This is a genomic window from Fuerstiella marisgermanici, from assembly GCF_001983935.1.
Taxonomy (GTDB): domain Bacteria; phylum Planctomycetota; class Planctomycetia; order Planctomycetales; family Planctomycetaceae; genus Fuerstiella; species Fuerstiella marisgermanici.
In genome coordinates this window covers 207,913-228,666 of the sequence record NZ_CP017641.1, presented here as the reverse complement: position 1 = coordinate 228,666, position 20,754 = coordinate 207,913, and the positions used below count along the sequence as shown (strand labels likewise).

Here is a 20,754-nt window from a genome sequence, read left to right as displayed (position 1 = left end):
TACGATCCTGCCAATGTCTGCCATCGAAGTTCAGAATCTGGGACGCACTTATAAGGTGTATCGCAAGCGAGAAGGTCTCTTCGCTTCGGTGCGCGGCTTGCTACACCGTGAATATCGCGAAGTCCACGCTGTGCAGGACGTCAGCTTCAGTATCGACGAAGGCGAGATGGTTGCGTTCCTGGGGCCCAACGGGGCCGGAAAAACGACTACTCTGAAGCTGTTGTCCGGTCTAATCGTGCCCACGTCCGGCAGCGCCACAGTGCTCGGACACGTCCCGTGGAAACGTGAGGACGCTTATCGGCGACGGTTTTCTTTGGTAACGGGCCAGAAGGAACAGCTGTGGTGGGACTTGCCGGCTCAGGAATCCTTCCGCCTTCACAAAGAGATCTACCGAGTCAGCGCGGCGGACTATAAATCGCGGCTGGACGAATTGACGGAGCTGCTGGAAGTCGGCGAGCTGATGTCACAGCCCGTCCGCGAATTGTCACTTGGCGAACGCATGCGGATGGAGCTGATTGCGGCACTGATCCATCGCCCCGACGTTCTGTTTCTGGACGAACCAACCATCGGGCTGGACGTGATTAGTCAGCGGCGAGTGCAGCAGTTCCTGTTGAAGTACCAAAAGGAACAGGGCATCACTGTTATTCTGACAAGCCACTACATGAAGGATGTGGAAGCGCTGTGCGATCGAGCGATCGTGATTAACAAAGGCACAAAGATCCACGACGGATCGCTGGATGAGATAATCGACAGATTCAGTCGGCACAAAATCATTGAACTGCATTTCGCGGTCAACAGCACCCCAAACGGAATTGATCGTTACGGTGTCGTGCTGGAAAACCGGCCTCCAATGCTGAAACTGCAGGTAGAAAAACACAAGGTCTCCGACGTGTTGTCGCGAATTCTTGGCGAATACGATATCGAAGACGTGAGTGTTTCTGAACGGCCACTGGAAGATGTGATCGCGGAATTGTTTTCGTCGGATAGTGAGTCGCGAGCGGATACGGTTTAAACCCTGAGACCTCAAGTTCGAAACTTAAGGTGAACGAAACCGCTTCTGCACACCCAAAATTGCGATTCAAGAACAGAAAGCACAAACAACGTGTCGTCGTCCCCTTCATTCGCGAACAGTCTGGCCGGATCGCTCCGAGTCAAGTGGCTGATTCTGCGTACGGCGATGGAAGAACGACTGGTTTATCGTGGCGATTTTGCCTTCGCGACGCTCGTGCGTTTTCTGCCCATTGTGACTCAGGTATTCCTGTGGAACGCGATCTTTGCCGGCGACAATCAGCGAGTCATGAACGGGTACAGCTACCCGTCGATGGTATCGTATTACCTGCTGGTCATGGTGGCTCGCGCATTTTCCAGCATGCCAGGCCTGTCAACGGGGATCGCGGCATCAGTTCGCGATGGCTCGGTGCGCAAGTACCTGCTGCAACCGGTCGACATGCTGGACTACCTGTTCTGGCATCGAGTGGCTCATAAGATCGTGTACTACGCCGTCGCCACCGGCCCATTCGCGCTGGTGTTCTGGTTGTGCCGCGACTATCTGCCGGGCTGGCCGGAACCCAAAGTTGCCCTCGCCTGCGCGTGCTCGCTGGCCATGGCATTTTTAATCGGGTTTCTGATCGAATCGCTGATCGGCCTGATCTCATTCTGGTTTCTGGAAGTCAGCTCGCTGATCTTTATTTATATGATGATGAGCTACTTTTTATCGGGACACATGATTCCGCTGGAATGGATCGCAGAATGGATCCCGTGGGTCTACTACCTGCCATTTAAGTACCTCGCCTACTTCCCGGCCGCCATTTTGCTGGGACGAGTTCCCGCCGACTCACTTGCCGCAGAACTCAGTATCCAGGCATTGTGGATTGTGGTGCTGTTCGCAGCGAATCGCATTGCCTTCCATTACGGCGTTCGTCGCTATGGAGCGTTCGGTGGCTGACGACTCAGGACATCATACGCAGCCAGAAGATGTCGTCAGTGAAATCGGATCGGGATCTGCAGGCAGTGATCCGTATCGTTCGCCCGGCACTGTCGCAAAAAATGCGGGGACCGCGTCACTCGCTGGCAGCGATGCGACAATCAATGGCATCGGACACCCGGTGTTCGTGCTGTCGTACATCGCCAATCTGCTGCTGGTCACCGCCAATGCGCTGACGTTTGTGTTCGCCGACTGGGTCGCATGGCTGGCTCAACACGGCACAACGGGAGTCGCATATCAGGAGGAACTGCCAGGCCGAATCATCCAGTACGGCATTCTTGCCGCCATTTGCGTTCGCGTTTTTCTTGGCCAATCCATCGACAGGTTTGGTGTGCGTCGCGTGTGGGCGTTGATGGCTTCGCTGGCTTTCACCGGAATTTCAATCTTCGCCACACTGACCACCGTTTCGCCATTGCTGGTGCTGGGACGCGTTCTGTTTGCAACGGGACTGGCCGGAATGTTCACCTGCAGCACGTTTCATATTCAGTCCTGCGTGCCGGAGTTCCGCCGTACAGAATTTATCGCTCTACTGGGCAGCAGCGGGTTTGTCGGAATGATTCTGGGTCCGCAACTGGCGGATTTCCTGCGATGGCTGGCCGACGACGACGTTAACGTTTTCTTTCCGCGAGTCTTCATGTTGGCGGCGGGATTGCTGGCCGCGTACATCGTCTGTTTGCTGCTGGTGACAAAAGGCCTGCCGCGCCCCGAAAAGCATGAAGCTCGACCATCGTTGCTGACTTTGACTCGACGACACTGGCCAGGCCTTGTCGTTGTGGTGTCCATGACAATGGGACTGGTCTTTACCGTGCCGTCGTTGTATTTGGTGAGGTTCAATCAGCACGAACACTTCGGTGGAATCGCCGCCTACTGGACCATCTACGCCATCACGGCATTCACGTTTCGGCTGCGGACGGCAGCGCTTAGTCAGCGAGTCGGCCGGTATCGTTTGATCCTGATGGGACTCATTTTTCAGGGGCTGGGTTTGTGGTCCCTGATTCCGGTTTCGGCCTGGTGGCACCTCCTGTTTTCCGCCGTCCTGTGCGGGTTCGGCCACGCGCTACTGTTCCCTTCAATTGTGTCACTGGGATCGGGCACGTTTCCGCCTCGCTATCGAGGCAGCGGGATCAACCTGACGTTGGGCTGTCTGGATCTGGGAAGCGGAATTTCAGCCCCCCTGCTCGGCAAAATCATCGACCTGCCTCAGTTTGATGGCGTCGGATTTCGCCAGATGTTCTTCTTCGCCGGAGCAATGCCATTGATCCTGGCCGTCGTCTGGTACTTCGCAAAGTGCGGAGCGGCAGACAGCGAAATTCATGAGAAGAAATAAGCGAAACCTCGCCCCTTTTGTTGCTCGGGCATTTGCAACCACAAAAAAGACGAAACACACGAAAGAAGCACAGGTGCGTGGACAAAGTCCGACTGACTGGCTCTCTGCGATTTCTTTCGTGTATTTCGTGACTTTCGTGGTTCCTCCCGTCCGCCCCTCCCTTCGCCGGAAAGATCAGCGATGCCAGAGATTCTGTTCAAAGAAGAATCCTACAAGATCATGGGAGCCTGCTTCGAAGTCTACAAAGAAAAGGGCACCGGCTTCGTCGAACCGGTCTATCAGGAATGCCTGGAACTCGAACTGGCTCTTCAGTCCCTCCCATTCGCTACCCAGCAGGAACTGGAATTGAGCTACAAGGGACGCCGACTGACTCAAGTCTACAAACCGGACTTCGTCTGCTTCGGCAAGATCATTCTGGAAATCAAAGCTGTCTCCAAACTCACCGAGGAACACCAGGCTCAGATTCACAACTATTTGAAAGCAACCGGGCATCGCCTCGGCTTGCTGGTCAACTTTGGCCACCATCCGAAACTGGAATGGGAGCGGATCGTTCGGTGAGCCGCGTGTTTAACAACCACGAAAATTACGAAACACACGAAAAAGGCTGGCTGTATTCTGTGATTCATTGGAGTATTTCTTACCTTACGTAGTTGTTCCCTTCTGTAGGTCAGGCTGTAGGTCGATTGCGCGACATTAGGTGAGATGGTATAGATGGCAACCTTCAGTGTCAGTGTGATGTTTCACGCTGCTATGTGTGCTGAAATGTTTGAGCCGCGAAAGGATTCCTGCCATGCCTTTGTCCACCAGTTTTGTCGATCATTTCTCTGATGTTACGGATCCAAGGCGCGGTGAGCCGGTCTATCCGCTTCAAAATATTCTGTTCATTGCAGTCTGTGCTGTGATCAGTGGCGCGGATGATTTTGTCGCGATTGCGAAGTTTGGCAGAACGAAACGAGATTGGTTTGCGAAGTATCTCGATCTGTCCGCAGGGATTCCGTCGCACGATCGTTTCAACGCCATCCTCGCTCTGATTCGTCCTGCAGAATTTGAAAAGTGCTTACTGAATTGGATCACTTCTCTGCAGAAAATCAGTGACGGACAAATCATCGCGATCGATGGTAAGACACTCCGTCGCAGCTATGACAAAGCCAGTGGCAAGTCGGCCATCCACATGGTCAGTGCATGGGCCACAGCCAATCATATCAGTCTCGGGCAAGTCGTCGTCGATGCGAAGAGTAATGAGATTACGGCGATTCCCAAACTGCTGGAATTGATCGAGGTTTCCGGTGCTTTAGTGACGATTGACGCCATGGGTTGCCAAACGGAAATCGCGTCGAAGATTGTCGACGCAGAGGCGGACTATTGTCTTGCCGCGAAAGGCAATCAGCCCACGCTACACGCAGGTCTTGTCGCGTTCTTCGCCGACCATTTGGAAGATGACTTTGCACGCTGTCCGGTGCGACGATTTGAAACGAAAGAAAACACCGGCGGCCGCGAAGATTTGCGACAGTATCTGATCTGTCGTGCGCCGGAGGATCTTCCGGACGCACATCGCTGGAAGAACCTGAAGGCGATCGGGATCGCGATCAACAACACTCTCCGCGACGGCAAAATGTGCATCGGCATCCGCTATTACATTTTAAGCCGTTATGTCTCCGGCCGTCGTTTCGCCGAAGCTGTGCGGAGCCATTGGGGTGTCGAGAACAATTTGCATTGGCAACTGGACGTCACTTTCCAGGAAGATCAATCGAGGATCCGTAAAGGCCACGCAGACATGAACTTCAGCATCCTTCGCCGCACGGCGTTGAGTCTTCTGAAAAACGAATCCACAGCCAAGGTGGGGATCAAAAACAAAAGACTCAATGCTGCCTGGGATGAGACATACCTCGCGAAAGTCCTGTTCGGCAAATGACTTAACGTGCAATCCCCCGCGTCTCCGGGGCCCGTGAATTGCACATCCATTGGTAAAACTGAACCAACGTGCGTTTGTGTGCGCGCGATGGTGATCCGTCGTCGTGAATTCAAATTTGAAACGCAATCTTAGGGTTTGAATTCACACATCACTGGAGCCGGTCATTGCGTGAGGTCACTGATAAACTTCTGTAACTGCGTCTTAGCCTTTGCGGGGGACGTTCTGTGAAGCTTGAGCCTGGTGCAGTGATTGAACTTTAGGAATGATTTCAGTTCCTTGCGCAAGGCGAGGAACAACGCATCGGTTTTCAAGGCTGTGGGTTCCAGTACCAGATGATGAATATGTAGCATTGATTCCTTCCTCTCGGTTTTGCAGTCCATTCGAGCCACCAGCTTTCCGTCCCACAGAATGGGCAAACAAAAGTACCCGTGTCGTCGTTTGCGTTCAGGGACGTAGCACTCAATCAGGTAGTCAAATCCGAACAACGCCTTCACGCGATCGCGCTGAATGACAAGGTTGTCGAAGGGCGAAAGTATTTTCAGTTTGCTGCGAGCCAACGGTTTGCCGAGAAGCTCCAGCGTGGCTGGCAACGCGAAGTACAGCTGATCTGCGACGCGAACGCGTTGCAGCTCTCTGTTAGAAACCATGTCCTCCAAAGTCGCAGCAATAAGCGGCTTTGCGCCGTTCTGCAGATACGCGATTTCGGCAGATTGGCCCAAACCGTTTGCTCGCAAGTAGCGTGTAATCAGAAAGCGGGCGTATTCCTGTCGATCAGGCACGGTGGTGTCAGTCCCTTTGGGCAGCACCCGCTCAGTGAGATCGTAAACCTTGTGAAAGTTCACGCGGCGGGGCACCATGAGATCCCCTTGCATAAACAGATACTCCAGCGCGCGTTTGGCGGGCTTAGCCTTCCATTCACCGACCCTCTTGCCGGTATGCGAAAAATCTTTCGCCATCAAGGGGCCTTCGGTGGCAATGCGTTTGAGCACCAGCTTTATCATCCGCTCATCACGTTGATACCAATGCCGCTGCTCGCCATTTGCAAACGCATGTTTGCGAGGAAGGCTGAACCGGAAGTCGCGAAAGGGCAGGTAAGCGGCCGCATGAGACCAGTATTCAAACACCCGTTTCTCGGAAACTAACTGATCGAGCTGGTTCGGTTGGTAGCGAGGATTGCGATTCCACAAAGTGTGATGATGAGCGCGTTGAACGACGGAGATGGTGTCGATCTGGATGTATCCAAGATGTTCAATCGCCGACAGTGTCGCTTCCGTTGCTCGACCGGCCTGCTTCGCCGGCGGCACCCGCTGTGATAACAGGACAAGTTTCCTGGCTTGTTCGGTGGAGAGCGATTCGTTCATGGACATTCAAAACCCAGCGGGCACAATTTTGCCGCAACAGGCCAGCATGAGCATTCACCGCAACCTGGGAATCAGGCAAGTGGGATAACGTACGAGGCAACCCGGCAGCGGACCATCGGGAACCGCGAAAAATCACCGATGGCCTTTCCAGCAGTGTATGCATTGAATCGCCGAAAATGTAGCGGCTCGCGTCCACCGAATGAATCTGCGGCGTCAGGGGGCGACGGTGCAAGACCGCTCGGGATCGGTGACCGGAAACGCATCGTTTCTCTTCAGCCGGGCCAGCAACGCTCGCCATCATAGTGACGGGCAAATTGTGCCTCGGCATCCGTTATGCCCACGAGAGCGAGGAAATCAACATGACCAGAATCCAATTGAAACGAGGGAGAGTCACCAACCGGTGGAGCAACCATTATGTGAGTCAGTTGCGATGGCTCTGGTGTGATCGGACCGCGCAGTGGGATACGATCGAAAACATCGAGGAGATCGCGACCAGGGAAACGGCCGTGTGCGAGAAGAATCTGGAACGCCATGATTTGTTGAACTCGGAGAATCGCCCATTCTCCCTGTGTGGCTGTTTCGAATACGAATTCGCACCCTAGACCAGAAACTCCACTGGGATCAGGTTGAGCATCTTCCCATGCGTTAGACATTCCGGAAATCTCACGCAGGGATGCCGTGTGGGTCTACAAGGGCCACAATGACACCGAGTTTTATTCTGATACCATGCTCTTGAAGAAACTCAATGTTCGTTTGGGTGGAACCACGCTGGATCTTCCGTTGGCGGAGGCCCGTCATCTTCGAGAGTTATTGTCGAAAGTTGTGTTCTTGAGTGAATGAGAAAGGTGGCGCATCCTGTTGGAACTTCTCCTCTCCAACGGCCCGAAGTGGGCAAAGGAATACGCTATGAGCAAGACTAAAACAGACCGAACCAAAGTGCCAGTGGGTCAAGCGCTCGATCCCGAAGTGATTTCCTTTCGGGCTCAGTTCGACGAGCGAAGTCCGCTCGACGAGATTGTCCGTGAGGGAGCCAGGCGGATGCTACAAACCGCAGTCGATGCCGAGGTGGATGCGTTCGTCGCCATGCATGCGGATCGGACTGACGAGCACGGCCGGCGACTGGTCGTCAAGAACGGAAGCCTTCCGGAGCGGGACATCCTCACCGGTGCCGGAGCGATTCCGGTCACTCAGGGGCGTGTCCGCGACAACGATCCTGATCGCGAAAAACGGGTGGCTTTCTCGCCAAGCGTGCTTCCGAGCTATCTGCGAAAAACGAAGGCCATTGAAGAACTCATCCCCTGGCTTTACCTCAAAGGAATTTCCACGGGTGACTTCAACGAGGCGTTGCAGTCGCTCGTCGGCGAGCGGGCCGCCGGGCTGAGTCCCAACGTGGTTTGCCGGCTCAAGGATCAGTGGTGCAGCGAATACGATGACTGGAGCAAGCGGGATCTATCGAACAAGCAGTACGTTTACATCTGGGCCGACGGCATTCACGCGAAGGTCCGACTGGAGGATGACGCCAATAAAAAGCAGTGTTTGCTGGTGCTGATGGGGGCTACGCCGGAAGGCCAGAAAGAATTGATCGCGGTGCTGGACGGTTACCGCGAGAGCGAGCAGAGCTGGTGCGAGTTACTGGTCGACTTGAAGCAACGTGGCCTGCAATTGTCACCGAAGGTTGCCGTTGGCGATGGTGCGCTTGGCTTCTGGGCCGCGATCCGCAAAGTATTCCCCGAGACTCGTGAACAACGCTGTTGGGTTCACAAGACGGCCAATGTTCTCAACAAGATGCCTAAGAGCGTTCAACCCAAAGCGAAAGGCGACCTGCACGAAATCTGGCAGGCAGAAACGAAGGACGATGCGAACAAAGCGTTCGATAAATTCATTGAAAAGTACGGTGCGAAGTATGCAGCGGCTTGCGATTGCCTGAAGAAGGACCGCGACGAGCTGCTGACGTTCTACGATTTCCCGGCCGAACACTGGAGCCACTTGCGGACAACCAACCCGATCGAATCCACCTTCGCGACGATCCGCCTTCGTCACCGCAAGACCAAAGGCAGCGGAACAAGACGGGCGAGCTTAGCGATGATGTTCAAGCTGGCTCAGTCAGCATCGAAGAAATGGAGACGACTCAACTGCCACGAAAAGATCACACTCGTCATCGAAGGACGTTCCTTCAAAGACGGAATCATGCAGGATGATATCGCCGCCTAAATCAAAAACCCAAAACACAACATTTGACAATTGCTCCATCTTCGATTCTACGCGTCCGCTGAGGAGCCATCGGCCATTCCATATGAACTCGCTGCGTACGACAATGATAAGATTGTGGCGAAAGTCAGTGGTCAGTTTGTCATTGAAGGAGCGCCAGCGGGCCCACCAGTCGATGACAGCCCCACAGACTCAGATCATCTTGTGGAACTGACTGAGTCATCTCCGAATTCCTGGATTCTCAAGAAGGCTGAGATCGGGGTTCCGATTCAATCGGCTCGTCAATACTTAATTACTGCTTTGCCACCAGAAGTTGCTGGCGGCGTGCTGCTCCTCAGGCAGCCCGGTGAAGATTCGGCCAGTTGGCTGGGACATGGACAACTTCGACTGATAAAACCAGCAACTGTGTATGCACTCATTCGTTGGAAGTACCTCGGCAAAGAGGTTCTTGACGAAGTTCGCAGAACACAGCTCGTGCGAGATGGGTGGACTGAAGTCAAGGGGGAAACAGCGTGTTCCTTTCCAAATGGAGAAGACGGGCGGTGGAAGACATATTCGCGACGCGTCCCTGCAGGTCCATTAGTTCTTCAGTTGCGTACATTGTCATGGCGGAACAACCGTGACTCATTCGTCGCCTATGTCTTCAAGTCCCGGTAGTTGGTAGGCTCCCGCCTGCCAACGTCTTTGTTTTTCTGCGAAAAACAACTTCTTACGACCATCTGCCAGGCCAGCGGTTGTGTTTCAAGCGACCGCGATCGAATTCGGCAGGCGGGAGCCTGCCCTACTTAGGTTCACTGACTCCTGGCTGCTCGGATGGGAACAGATTGTTCGGTGAGTGGGTTGGGCAACCACGAAAATAACGAAACACACGAAAAAGCACGGCCCGAGTTCTGCGATTCTTTCGTGAATTTCGTCCCTTTCGTGGTTGTTCTAGACGTCCTGCGGTTTGACAGCGCTGGTGGGAAGTCTGGCGAGTTGGAAAAGGTTGCTGACAACTCTGTCGAACAATAATTTTGTGCTGGCGGATTGGTGGACAGTTTGTGCGGACGTTCTGACAGACCAGTCGAACTGTCTGGCAGCTCTGTCCAACTTTCTGACAGGCCTGTCGAAGAGTCTGACAGACTTGTCAGACTCTTCGGCGAACCTGTCCAACTGTTCGGCGGAGTGAGCGAGGCGTTTGGTTGTGCTGTTCGTAGGAAGTGCATGTGCTGCGTTATCGTTAGCATTCGTGTCGGCGGCAGAAATTAACTGGGTGGTTTTGCGGCTTCGGCCTTCTGCAGAAAATTCTTCCGCGTTCGTGAGAACTTTCGGGCCTAGCTTTTTTGTGCAGGCCCGGTTTGATGGGTTGACTGCGTAACTCTTGGCAGTGTTGTCCCCTCACGCTGTGTGTTGTCGGTTGGGTGCCCTTCGCCGTCGACAGACGTTGGCTGGATGATTCTGCGATGTTCTTTTCCGAAAGGAAGTGCTCATGGCTGTTCCCAAGAACGCCCATGAACTCGGGCCTTTCGCTCAGAACGCTGTCACCGTGCTGGAAGAATTTCCGAACGAGTACCATGCGGGCGAGCGGACCGACCGAGTCAAAACGGCTCTGGAAGTTTACAAAGAAAAACTGGCAGCTCACGAAGCCGCCAAAGATGAAGCGAAGGCGGCCACAAACGAAAAAGACGTGGCTCGCACCGAACTGCTGGATGCTCTGCAGTCGACGTTTCGTTTTGTCAAAGGCAACGACGAAGTCAGCAACGCGGCTCTGGAACGGCTGGGCGTGACGCCTCGCAGTTCTCACAGAACTCCGGTGCAAACGCCGACCGAATTTCCTGTGGGTGCCGTGATCAGCACCGACCTGCTGCGTCACACCGTCACGATCTTCGACCCCCAACGACGAACGCGTAAGGGGAAACCTCATGGCGTCACAGGCTGCGAAGTGTATGTGGCGGTCGCCGATCACGCTCCGGAAAATCCGGAAGACTATCGCCTGGCCACCATTGCCACTCGCGACTTCGCTGATGTGAGCTTCAAGGCAGAAGACGGCGGCAAGACGGCTCACTACCTGCTTCGCTGGGTGAACACTCGCGGCGAAACCGGCCCGTGGAGCCCCGTCTTCGGCGGCACGATTCCGGCTGTGTAATGTTTTGAAGAATCAGAAGGGCATTTCGAGCCGATGGGAAACCGTCGGCTTTTTTTTGCGCTGTGTCTGCGCACGGAAGTGAATCGCAGAGCGGCAGGTTTCAACCACGAAATTTACGAACCACACGAAAGAGACAGCAGGACGGGCATTGCCAGTCAACTGCTGTTCCGATTGTCTCATGAACAGCGCCCATCCTGCATAGAATTGTCCCTACTTTGCTTCTATGCCGTCGCATTCCTTTTCGTGTGTTTCGTGACTTTCGTGGTTGCTGTCACCGCCGTGGTTGCTGCCACGTCCACCAGCATTCCTCATTTCGAGTACGTTTGCGGCTTCGTTGAAGTTCTAAAGATGCCTTCTATAATCACGGCGCGTTTTGAGGGTTGTTCGCGTTCATGCACGCTTGAAGGAGCGGGGCTTTGGACTTTCTTTGTAAAATATTCGCTATTCCTGCTGAGCTGCTTTCAAAGGTGCCAGGTATCGGGCCGCTTGTGAAAGTTTGTGGCACGTCCGTCGGTCAGAAACTTCTGATGGCGTTGACGGGGCTGGCTTTGTGCGGGTTCCTTGTCGCTCACCTTGCGGGCAATCTGCTGCTGTATGCCGGTGAACAGCAGTTCAACGAATACGCTGAAAAACTGCACAGCCTTGGCCCTGTGTTGTGGGGCGCTGAAGTCGGCCTGCTGGCACTTTTCTTCGCTCATATTGGACTAGCGTTGTCGACAGCCGCGATGAGCAAGCGAGCCCGTCGTAAGAGCTATGAAGAAAAAGCGACCAAGCAGGACAACGTTGTGATGTCTGGCGGCGGAGCAGCCAACTGGATGCTGCCGACGGGACTGCTGATTTTTGTATTTCTGGTTCTGCATATTGCCGACATGAAATTTAACGTCCGTGGCCTGGAACATGGCGAAGAAAATCTTTACGCACACGTTAAGCAGGTACTCAGCAACCCCATCGCAAAAGTCGTCTACGCGATTGCTCTGCTTGGCCTTGGGGTTCATCTGACTCACGGCGTCAGCAGCGCATTTCAAACGCTGGGCATCAGTCATTCACGCTGGAATAAGTTGATCCGGATTGTCTGCGTTGTTTTCGCATGGGCGATCGCGCTCGGGTTTATCAGTCTGTTGTTCTTTTCTTACGGACCGCCTGCAACGGCTGGTTAGTTGTCCGGTCCGATTTTGAATGGCTCAGAAAACACCCGTCGAACGGGCACCAATAAGTTGAGGCAAACTGATGGTTCATGTGGCAAGTGAAACTCTGGACTCACGAGTTCCGGAAGGAGCGATCGAAACGCTCTGGGACAAACACCGCTTCAACATGAAGCTGGTGAACCCTGCCAACAAACGAAAGTTCAGCGTCATCGTGGTCGGCACGGGCCTCGCTGGCGGAGCGGCCGCAGCGTCGCTGGGCGAACTCGGTTACCACGTGAAGTCGTTCTGTTTTCAGGACAGCCCTCGACGTGCTCACAGCATCGCGGCTCAGGGCGGAATCAATGCCGCCAAGAACTATCCCAACGATGGCGACAGCATCTGGCGACTGTTCTACGACACGGTGAAGGGTGGCGACTATCGAGCTCGCGAAGCCAACGTCTATCGCCTGGCTCAGATCAGCAACAACATCATCGACCAATGTGTGGCTCAGGGAGTCCCCTTCGCCCGCGAATACGGCGGATCGCTGGCCAACCGGTCCTTCGGCGGCGCTCAGGTGTCCCGAACTTTCTATTGCCGAGGCCAAACCGGGCAGCAGCTGCTTCTGGGTGCTTATCAGGCCATGATGCGCCAGGTTCAGCTTGGCAAGGTGGATCTGTACGCTCGGCGTGAAATGCTTGAACTGATCGTCGTGGACGGCGTGGCTCGTGGCATTGTCGTTCGAAACCTGACGACCGGTCAGCTGGAAACCCACACGGCCGACGCCGTTGTGCTTTGCACGGGCGGCTATGGCAACGCCTATTACCTTTCCACGAACGCGAAGGGCTGTAACGTTACAGCAGCGTGGCGTTGTCACAAACGCGGTGCCTATTTCGCGAATCCGTGTTACACGCAGATTCATCCAACATGCATTCCTGTCAGTGGCGATTACCAATCAAAGCTGACGTTGATGAGTGAATCGCTGCGAAACGATGGTCGCGTTTGGGTGCCGAAGAGTCCCGATGACAAGCGTCATCCCACAGAGATCCCGGAAGCGGATCGAGATTATTATTTGGAACGTCGTTACCCTTCATTCGGTAACCTCGTTCCGCGCGATGTGGCCTCACGAGCGTCGAAAGAGCGCTGCGATGCCGGCTACGGCGTCGGCGATACTCAGCTTGCCGTCTACCTGGACTTCGCGGATGCCATCCAACGTGACGGTGAAGACACCGTGCGTAAGAAGTACGGCAACCTGTTCCACATGTACCAGAAAATCACGGCTGAAAACCCCTACAAGCAGCCGATGAAAATCTATCCCGCCGTTCACTATACGATGGGCGGTTTGTGGGTGGATTATCATTTGATGAGCAACGTGCCCGGTTTGTTCGTGCTCGGTGAAGCCAACTTCAGCGATCATGGAGCCAACCGACTGGGAGCCAGTGCATTAATGCAGGGGCTTTCGGACGGCTACTTTGTCATTCCGTACACGATTGGCGATCACCTTGCGAAGGCGACGCTACCGAAAGTTCCGGAAGATCACCCGGCCTGCGTCGAAGCCGTTCAGGCAGCCAAGAGTCGCATCGATCAACTGATGGGCGTCGGCGGAAAACGCACGGTCGACAGTTTCCATCGGGAACTTGGCAAGATCATGTGGAACAATTGCGGCATGGCCCGCAACAAAGCCGGTCTGGAATCCGCCATCGGCAACATCAAAGACCTTCGCGAACAGTTCTGGAGTGACGTTCGAGTGCTCGGTAGCGGCGAGACTCTTAACCAGAGTCTCGAAAAAGCAGGGCGAGTCGCCGACTTCATGGAGTTTTCAGAACTGCTTGCAACAGATGCTCTGAATCGCAACGAATCCTGCGGCGGGCATTTTCGCGAAGAGTATCAGTCTGAAGAAGGTGAAGCCAAACGTAACGACGATGACTTTAGCTACGTGGCGGCATGGGAACATCACGGCGTCGGCGAAGAGCCCACTCTTCACAAAGAGCCGCTGACCTTCGAGAACGTACCTCCGACAACAAGGAGCTATAAATAATGAGCGGCGACCTTCTGAACCTGACATTGCGAATCTGGCGACAGGCCGGGCCCGACGACAAAGGTGCGTTCCGCAATTACCAGTTAAACGGCGTCAGCACGCACATGTCGTTTCTCGAAATGCTGGACGTGCTGAATGAACAGCTGATCGAATCGGGTGAAGAGCCCGTCGAATTCGATCACGATTGCCGCGAAGGTATTTGCGGCATGTGCAGCTTGATGATCAACGGTCAGGCACACGGCCCCGATAAAGCCACGACGACGTGCCAGCTCCACATGCGTCGCTTCAACAATGGCGACACGATCACCATTGAGCCCTGGAGAGCGTCTGCATTTCCCGTCATTCGTGACCTCGTTGTCGATCGATCGGCCTTCGACCGCATTATTTCCACCGGCGGCTACGTTTCCGTCAGTACCGGAAATGCACCGGACGGCAACGCGATTCCCGTACCGGGTAACCGGCAGGAAGTGGCCATGGATGCAGCCGCCTGTATCGGCTGCGGAGCGTGCGTTGCGGCCTGCAAGAACGCGTCGGCCATGCTGTTTGTCTCTGCCAAAGTTTCACAGCTTGCGATTTTACCTCAGGGCGTCCCCGAGCGAAATCAGCGAGTGCTGGGGATGGTCGCAAAGATGGACGACGAAGGTTTCGGCCACTGCACCAACACCAACGAATGCGAAGCCGCCTGCCCAGCAGAAATTTCCGTGAGCAACATCGCAAGGTTGAACCGCGAATACCTGCGAGCATCGATCGTGGCGGGAACTTGACGAACTTCTACGCTGCATCCTGCATGCGATATCCGCGAAGATGAAAACATGGAAGCCCGGCCTTTTCGAAGAGCCGGGCTTCTTTCGTGTGCAGTCCCTGTTCCTCCAACCACGGCGATTGCTTATGCTACGCCGCAACTCCTGATTCACGTTACTCACTGACAATTCAACAGCCATGGCAAATCGAGACTTCTCACCGCACCAGCAAAAAGTCATCAAGCGGTACTACGAAAACCGCGACGCGATTGACGATCAGCGTTTGGCTGAACTAGTGACGAACCTGTACCTGTCGTCAGGAAAGAAGCAGGAAAAGATGTGGGAGACAGCAGAAGGCATCATGACGCGAATGGAACTTCCACCAACGCGGATCGCACACGTCATGGAATCCAAAGACCCCGCCGCACTCGCGAAAGTGGTCGAAGAGCTGCAGAACGGGAAGCTGAAAAAGGGTACGGCGAAGAAGAAGGCCTGATTTCAGCCCCGGCAAATTGGCAACGCAATCACAGCGTACTGCCAGTAAGTTAAGAAACCAGGCTTTTCGGGCGTAATCTCTTCTCTCGTTGGTAGACAATGCGTCGCGCAGCCGCCTCACGAAGGCTGATCGTACCGCCGCCCGACAGATCCGAAATTCGAGGCGGATTGCCTGCTCAACTACGTGACGCACTCAACCGCATGCGTTTTATTGTTACAGTCTGCGAAAGACCCTGCGAAGCTGGTTGCACAATTCCGGATTTGCGTTCAGCCGTTGAAGTAGCGTTGTAGAAAATCTCAGGTCCGCATCGCGCGATTCTTCGTCGACGTATTGATCGAGCAGGTTTACCATGCGATCGACGTTCGCTTCAAATTGACGCCCACCTCGACGGCGTTTCGTGCAGTCGGCCATCAGACGCAGGTAGTCGAAGCCTTTTTGCTGAGCATGAGTGATCCATTCGGACGGTGCGAATTCGAAGTCAATGATGGCGACACGATTGCTGTCGGGGTCCAGCATCAGATTGCCCGGGTTCATATCCAGATGCGTAACTCCGTTGTCGTGCATGGCACGAATTGCGGGTAGTACCCGCTGAATCACTTCCCAGAAGCGGCTGCGGTGTTGCACCAGATATCGGGATGCTCGAGGCCAGCTAAGCCATGAGCAGGCAATAGCATCGTCCGTGCGCCACAAAGGTTCCGGGCTTAGCTGATGGGGTGCCAATTTCGAATACGCATTCCATTCATGATTGAGTCGTTGCTTTGGCTGCAGAGGAAACCCGGCGCAGTGCGGGGCCACGTCTTCCGGCGTTTTTCGAAACGGGCTGTTGACTCGTACAACGGCAAGCCGCTGCCCCTGATCTACAGCATAGTGAATTTCGTCGTAACTTTCGGACGTCGACGCCGGGATTAAGCGTATTGCCCGCCCCCAAGCATTCGAAATTTCCAGTTCAAGTTCTTTGCGACGAGGCGACAGCAACGAATGTTCGTAACGTCTTTTAATCCAGCGAATCGCCAGTGCCATGTTCAACCCCCTTCAAAACATTTCTAACTGAATTCGACGCCATTCTTCGACGAAGATTCTGCGGCTGATTGAAAATTGCAAATCCGCCGACACATTCTCGTTCTGAATCATCAGCCCCGATGATTCAGAAAGCCCTGTCCCCATGTGCTGTTTGCGATCAGCTCCGGTGTCACGCCTCCATTGCGATTGAATCGCTCGAATCGAGGCCACGCTGCCGCCAACCGCCTGCGTACCTTTCGGGCGCCAATGGACTGCACCCAGCGGGCTACGGGAAGAAAGGCGGGGTCTCCCAGGCCGTCAATCAGATAGATCTGCCACGATCCATCTCTACGTGACTGAACGGCCAGGTTGTGGTCCAGTAGCGAACGAGTCAGCACAGTGTAGGCCATCAAAAACTGGCCGAATTTTTCGAAGGCTGGGCGGAATTCATCCAATTCGTGACCGGTCGAAATCAACTCACGCAGGCTGCGGGAGATCTGCCCGTTCCAGTCACGGACCAAATCCAGAACCAATCCAGGCCCCAGGTCTGTAGCAACGATTCCGTGGCTGACCGGAAGATGCTGACTCATTGCCGGTCCGATGCGCCGATACAGGTCCTCAAGAATCTGTTGTTCGTCAGCATTGTTGTCATATCTACGTCGCAGCCGGGCGGGGACAATGCCGCTACGTTTCCCTCGGATCGTACGCTGCTGGTCCTGCCGCAGAACCTTTATACATTTTCCGGGGTCGTCGGGGTGAGTGAAACACAGCCGCCGGCCTCCGACGCCAAATGGCTCCTGGTCGGCGAGTTTTATAAAAGTGGCTTCTGTGCATGGCCTGTCAGTCGCCATTTTTCCGATCCTTCAAGCAGTTTTTCTGCAGTTCGTTGCTTCAACCAGGTTCGTCTTCGCATCGCAAGAAACAGCCTGTACGCGCAGACGCGAAAGTTTGCTGCATTTGCTGTCCTAAGGAAAGATCGGTTTGCACAACGAGCATCCTGCAGTCGGCCGATTCCATCTTGACAGTATTCCGGATTTCTCTCATTCTGCGGCCAGCGAAAACGGGCTGCTGAACACTGCCTGCGTTAGCACGAAGTTCTGGACAGTGTTTGGGATCTAGTCAAAAATCCCCGCTTACTGCAGACGAGGGCACCTTCTCTCAGCCACGATTGAGAGCGATTCACGCAACCAAGGTCGCTCATCGGATTTAGCGTCCACCATTGTAAAATTTTCAATTCCCCGAAGGGAAATTCGTCCGGTTGTCACGTGATCGCCGGTCGACCGTCTGGAATGGAGCAAAGAATGTCGCATCGAACGGAATCGATACTGTCACTGGAACGTTTTAAAAGCCCGGATACCCTGGTGCTGAGCGAACCGTTTCCGATGCTGATTGCTGAGAATCAGTTGCCTGGAGAGCTTGCCGATGAATTGGAAAAGGATTTCCCACGTCAAAAGGAAGCCGGTTACCTGCCGTTCGAACCTCAGGAATGTGGCCCGACTATCGAATCGGTTGTTGATCAAATGACTTCGCCCGAGTTCGCCGATGCGATCGGCAACAGTCTGGGCGTAGACAATCTCGGCCAGTACCCAACAATGGTGTCCATCTGCCGGTCGTTAAAAAAGCACCACGGACGCATTCACACGGATGGCTCGTCCAAGATTGTAACGGCATTGCTGTATCTAAATCCGGACTGGATGCAGTCGAGCGACGGGTGTCTGCGATTTCTGGAACGAATCGATGACTTTGAGGCGATGGTAGTCCCGGAAGTCCGTCCCGTGTATGGCACATTGGCAGCATTCCGCCGAGCAGACAATTCGTTTCACGGGCACCTGCCGTTTCAGGGAGAGCGGCGCGTGATACAGGTGGCATGGTTAACCAGTGAAGCTGAAAAACTGAGGAAAACGCAACGTGGCCGAACCTCACGCTTTCTAAAATGGGTTTCCGGCTCACTTCGAAAAAGTGCTTAGTAACGGCGGTCCATTGGATTCTGAATTTGGGCGACCGTGGCCAGAAAGAAATCCGTTGGTTCAGTCACTCACGATCGCTCAGTTAGTTCCGCAGTTGCACAACGGAGGCGTCGAACGGGGCACGCTTGAGATCAACCGCGCATTGGTGGCGGCAGGTCATCGCAGTATTGTGATCTCCGGCGGCGGGCAGATGGTCACGCAGCTCGAATGCGAAGGCGGCGAGCACGTTGAAATGCAGATCTGGAAAAAAAGCCCCCGAACATTGAGGTCCGTTGGCCAGCTTCGGCGTTGGATGCAGCAGGTGAAGCCCGATGCCGTGCACGCACGGTCTCGAATACCGGCATGGGTCACATGGCTGGCGTGGCGAAAACTGCCGGTTCCGACCCGGCCGCGATATCTGACCACGGTTCATGGCCTGAACCGCCCGAACGCCTACAGCCGGATAATGACGTCCGGTGAACGAGTGATCGCGGTTTCAAACACTTGCCGAGATGTACTGCTGAAAAATTATCCGGGTGTCGATCCACAGAAAATCACCGTGGTTCATCGCGGCGTTGACCCAACCGAATTTCCGTACGGTTACCAACCAAGTTCACAGTGGCTAACGAACTGGTACCAGCAGTATCCGCAGCTTAAGGGGCAGTTCGTTGCCTGCGTCCCCGGTCGAGTGACAAGGTTGAAAGGGCACTTCGATTTCCTGAAGGCGCTGCGAATACTGGCTGATCGCGATGTCAAAGTATGCGGCGTGATCGCTGGCGGAGAAGACCCGCGTCGTAAAATCTATGCTTGTGAACTTCGTGCCATGGTCGAGGATCTGCAGTTGCAGGATCGAATCGTTTTCACAGGACATCGATCGGACATTCGAGACGTCATCGTGGCATGTGATGCCGTGATTTCCACGACTGCAGAGCCACCTGAAAGTTTTGGCCGTGCTGTGTTGGAATCAGTCCGGCTGGGAAAAATCACTCTCGGTTACAATCACGGGGGTGTCGGAGAAGTACTGTCGACCGTGTTTCCTGATGGGCTGATACCGCTTAGAGACATCGCGGCGCTGGCGGATCGTTTGCAGGCAGCGAAAGCCGGCAATATCTCGCTGCCGACGGAGAACTCCAGCTTTCTATTGGAAAAAATGCAGTCGGATACTCTGAAAATTTACCACGAACTCTGTTCAGAGAGTCGTCATGCCTAGCGAAGCCTCGCACGACGGACTGCTGGAGTGCCTCGGCCATATTCTAAACGGCGAGTGGGCTTTTATTCAGCTTCGCGATGACACGCCCGATGCGAACTCGATTGATGGAGACGATATCGATTTGCTGGCGACGGAAGAATCCGTCATGGCAGTCATCGTCGCAACTCAGCAATGGGTGCGCAAAGGGTTGTGCCACGTCCATATCGTGAGGCAGCGCCGGCGCAAGGTGGAGATGCTGCTGTTTTCTTTAGATGGGGCGCACTACCTACATTTCGATCTTTGGATTGAACTGCCGCAGTTGGACGGCGGAAAGCAGTCATTGTGTTTCGAAGAAATGGAACACTGCGCAAAGAGGTCCGACGGTTCGTTCCTGCGGCTACCGATTGACGTAGAGGCCTGTCTTTTTCTACAGCATCTGGTGTGCAAACGAAAGCGTGTGACCGACGATAAGCAGCTGCGACGGCTGCTGCAATACGAAGCGAAATGTGTCACCGAAGGATACGATGACCTTGCTCAGCGACTGGCAGCGATTCGCCAGTCAGGAGTCGTTTCGTCAACAGATGCGGCCTTCAGCCTGACTACCGTGACTTCGCAGCTTGGCTCGCGAAGTGAGCGGACGGCTGACTCGCGACTCAAGCGAGTCGCTCAGGCAATGCTGTCCGCGCCACGAAAAACGAAGTGGGTGTCAATTATGGGCTGCGACGGAGCCGGCAAGACGTCGCTGGCAACGCAAATCTGCAAAGATACGGCGCTGGTAAGCCGTGTTTACACGGGAAAGCATCTCTATCGCAAATCGCTGATTTACAAGCTTGCTGTGATTTTTGTGCGTCCACTGACGTTCCAGTCGAGAGAGAATTTTGACGAAATCATCGCTCCGCTGGTTTATCTGCGAGCATGCCTTGGTCTGCGGCTGAAGCTTCTATTCGCTGGTTCTGGAAATACGTTTGTCGATCGCGCGCTGCCTGACTTTTTGTATCTCAACCGTAAAACTGACCACCCTCGATTTAGCCGCCTGTCCGCCTTAATGGGAGTCTTCGGAAAGAGAATTCCCGTGGTCCACTGCATGGCAAGCTATGAAAATGTGAGCCGACGAAAAGACGAAATCACCGAAGCCGGACATCGACAGTATGACGACGCAATGTTTCTTCTGCACGGCCAGAGGTGCCCGACAAATTACCTGGCCTTCAACAACGACGCGGCACTAAAGGAGTCCGCTGAGAGTCTGTCACGGATCGCCGCCAGTATTTGGTTCGTCAAAAATGGTCGCACTCCAAATTGAACCAGAAC

At 54.4% G+C, this 20,754-nt stretch carries 19 protein-coding genes; 15 read left to right on the top strand and 4 right to left on the bottom strand.

What is annotated here, in order from left to right; genetic code table 11:
- Positions 1-13: 13 nt before the first annotated feature.
- The 5 genes from Fuma_RS00895 to Fuma_RS00875 all read left to right on the top strand — a co-directional run bounded on the left by Fuma_RS00895 (position 14) and on the right by Fuma_RS00875 (position 5,223).
- Complete coding sequence (locus Fuma_RS00895) at positions 14-1,012, top strand: ABC transporter ATP-binding protein (RefSeq protein ID WP_077022470.1); 999 nt, start codon at positions 14-16, stop codon at positions 1,010-1,012.
- Positions 1,013-1,177: 165 nt separating this feature from the next.
- The gene (locus tag Fuma_RS00890; protein WP_099091852.1) at positions 1,178-1,945 is read left to right on the top strand and encodes an ABC transporter permease; all 768 of its coding nucleotides are present in this window, start codon (positions 1,178-1,180) and stop codon (positions 1,943-1,945) included.
- The gene (locus Fuma_RS00885; protein WP_158520817.1) at positions 1,938-3,311 is read left to right on the top strand and encodes an MFS transporter; all 1,374 of its coding nucleotides are present in this window, start codon (positions 1,938-1,940) and stop codon (positions 3,309-3,311) included. The genes Fuma_RS00890 and Fuma_RS00885 overlap by 8 nt, the downstream gene beginning before the upstream one ends.
- Positions 3,312-3,491: 180 nt before the next feature.
- A complete protein-coding gene (locus Fuma_RS00880; RefSeq protein WP_077022467.1) occupies positions 3,492-3,869 on the top strand; it encodes a GxxExxY protein in 378 nt (125 codons plus the stop codon).
- A gap of 232 nt (positions 3,870-4,101) precedes the next feature.
- A complete protein-coding gene (locus Fuma_RS00875) occupies positions 4,102-5,223 on the top strand; it encodes an ISAs1 family transposase (protein ID WP_077022466.1) in 1,122 nt (373 codons plus the stop codon).
- Between the two features lie 161 nt (positions 5,224-5,384).
- On the opposite strand, the gene Fuma_RS00870 is transcribed toward Fuma_RS00875, so the two are convergent.
- Both Fuma_RS00870 and Fuma_RS36705 read right to left on the bottom strand, forming a co-directional pair.
- The gene (locus Fuma_RS00870) at positions 5,385-6,584 is read right to left on the bottom strand and encodes a winged helix-turn-helix domain-containing protein (protein WP_077022465.1); all 1,200 of its coding nucleotides are present in this window, start codon (positions 6,582-6,584) and stop codon (positions 5,385-5,387) included.
- A gap of 272 nt (positions 6,585-6,856) precedes the next feature.
- Entirely contained in the window at positions 6,857-7,237 is a 381-nt protein-coding gene (locus Fuma_RS36705) for a suppressor of fused domain protein (RefSeq protein ID WP_077022464.1), read from the bottom strand.
- Positions 7,238-7,490: 253 nt separating this feature from the next.
- Here Fuma_RS36705 and Fuma_RS00860 point away from each other — a divergent pair, with 253 nt between their 5' ends.
- From Fuma_RS00860 to Fuma_RS00820, 7 genes are all read left to right on the top strand, one after another.
- Positions 7,491-8,795 (top strand): IS256 family transposase, encoded by a 1,305-nt coding sequence (locus Fuma_RS00860; protein ID WP_077022463.1) that lies wholly within the window; start codon positions 7,491-7,493, stop codon positions 8,793-8,795.
- A gap of 30 nt (positions 8,796-8,825) precedes the next feature.
- On the top strand, positions 8,826-9,449 hold the full coding sequence (locus Fuma_RS00855; RefSeq protein WP_077022462.1) for a hypothetical protein: 624 nt from the start codon (positions 8,826-8,828) through the stop codon (positions 9,447-9,449).
- A gap of 811 nt (positions 9,450-10,260) precedes the next feature.
- The gene (locus tag Fuma_RS00845) at positions 10,261-10,917 is read left to right on the top strand and encodes a hypothetical protein (RefSeq protein ID WP_077022460.1); all 657 of its coding nucleotides are present in this window, start codon (positions 10,261-10,263) and stop codon (positions 10,915-10,917) included.
- A 416-nt stretch (positions 10,918-11,333) separates the two neighbouring features.
- Complete coding sequence (locus Fuma_RS00835; protein ID WP_145943870.1) at positions 11,334-12,074, top strand: succinate dehydrogenase cytochrome b subunit; 741 nt, start codon at positions 11,334-11,336, stop codon at positions 12,072-12,074.
- Positions 12,075-12,144: 70 nt separating this feature from the next.
- Positions 12,145-14,076, top strand: coding sequence for a fumarate reductase/succinate dehydrogenase flavoprotein subunit (locus Fuma_RS00830; protein ID WP_077022457.1), 1,932 nt, complete (start codon positions 12,145-12,147; stop codon positions 14,074-14,076).
- Complete coding sequence (locus Fuma_RS00825) at positions 14,076-14,840, top strand: succinate dehydrogenase/fumarate reductase iron-sulfur subunit (RefSeq protein WP_077022456.1); 765 nt, start codon at positions 14,076-14,078, stop codon at positions 14,838-14,840. Before Fuma_RS00830 ends, Fuma_RS00825 begins: the two co-directional genes overlap by 1 nt.
- A gap of 175 nt (positions 14,841-15,015) precedes the next feature.
- The gene (locus tag Fuma_RS00820; protein ID WP_077022455.1) at positions 15,016-15,312 is read left to right on the top strand and encodes a hypothetical protein; all 297 of its coding nucleotides are present in this window, start codon (positions 15,016-15,018) and stop codon (positions 15,310-15,312) included.
- Positions 15,313-15,525: 213 nt separating this feature from the next.
- Here Fuma_RS00820 and Fuma_RS00815 read toward each other — a convergent pair whose 3' ends face one another.
- Together Fuma_RS00815 and Fuma_RS00810 are read right to left on the bottom strand one after the other, a co-directional pair.
- The gene (locus Fuma_RS00815) at positions 15,526-16,332 is read right to left on the bottom strand and encodes a phosphotransferase (protein ID WP_077022454.1); all 807 of its coding nucleotides are present in this window, start codon (positions 16,330-16,332) and stop codon (positions 15,526-15,528) included.
- 110 nt (positions 16,333-16,442) lie between these two features.
- A complete protein-coding gene (locus tag Fuma_RS00810) occupies positions 16,443-17,162 on the bottom strand; it encodes a YrbL family protein (RefSeq protein WP_077022453.1) in 720 nt (239 codons plus the stop codon).
- Positions 17,163-17,612: 450 nt separating this feature from the next.
- On the opposite strand from Fuma_RS00810, the gene Fuma_RS00805 reads away from it, so the two are divergent.
- Genes Fuma_RS00805 through Fuma_RS00795 form a run of 3 tightly spaced genes read left to right on the top strand, consistent with a single transcriptional unit; the run spans position 17,613 to position 20,746 of the window.
- Complete coding sequence (locus tag Fuma_RS00805) at positions 17,613-18,278, top strand: 2OG-Fe(II) oxygenase (RefSeq protein ID WP_077022452.1); 666 nt, start codon at positions 17,613-17,615, stop codon at positions 18,276-18,278.
- Between the two features lie 55 nt (positions 18,279-18,333).
- On the top strand, positions 18,334-19,467 hold the full coding sequence (locus Fuma_RS00800; protein ID WP_077028021.1) for a glycosyltransferase family 4 protein: 1,134 nt from the start codon (positions 18,334-18,336) through the stop codon (positions 19,465-19,467).
- Positions 19,460-20,746 carry a hypothetical protein gene (locus tag Fuma_RS00795; RefSeq protein WP_077022451.1) on the top strand — a complete coding sequence of 429 codons (1,287 nt, stop codon included), beginning with the start codon at positions 19,460-19,462 and terminating at the stop codon, positions 20,744-20,746. Before Fuma_RS00800 ends, Fuma_RS00795 begins: the two co-directional genes overlap by 8 nt.
- Positions 20,747-20,754: the final 8 nt, after the last annotated feature.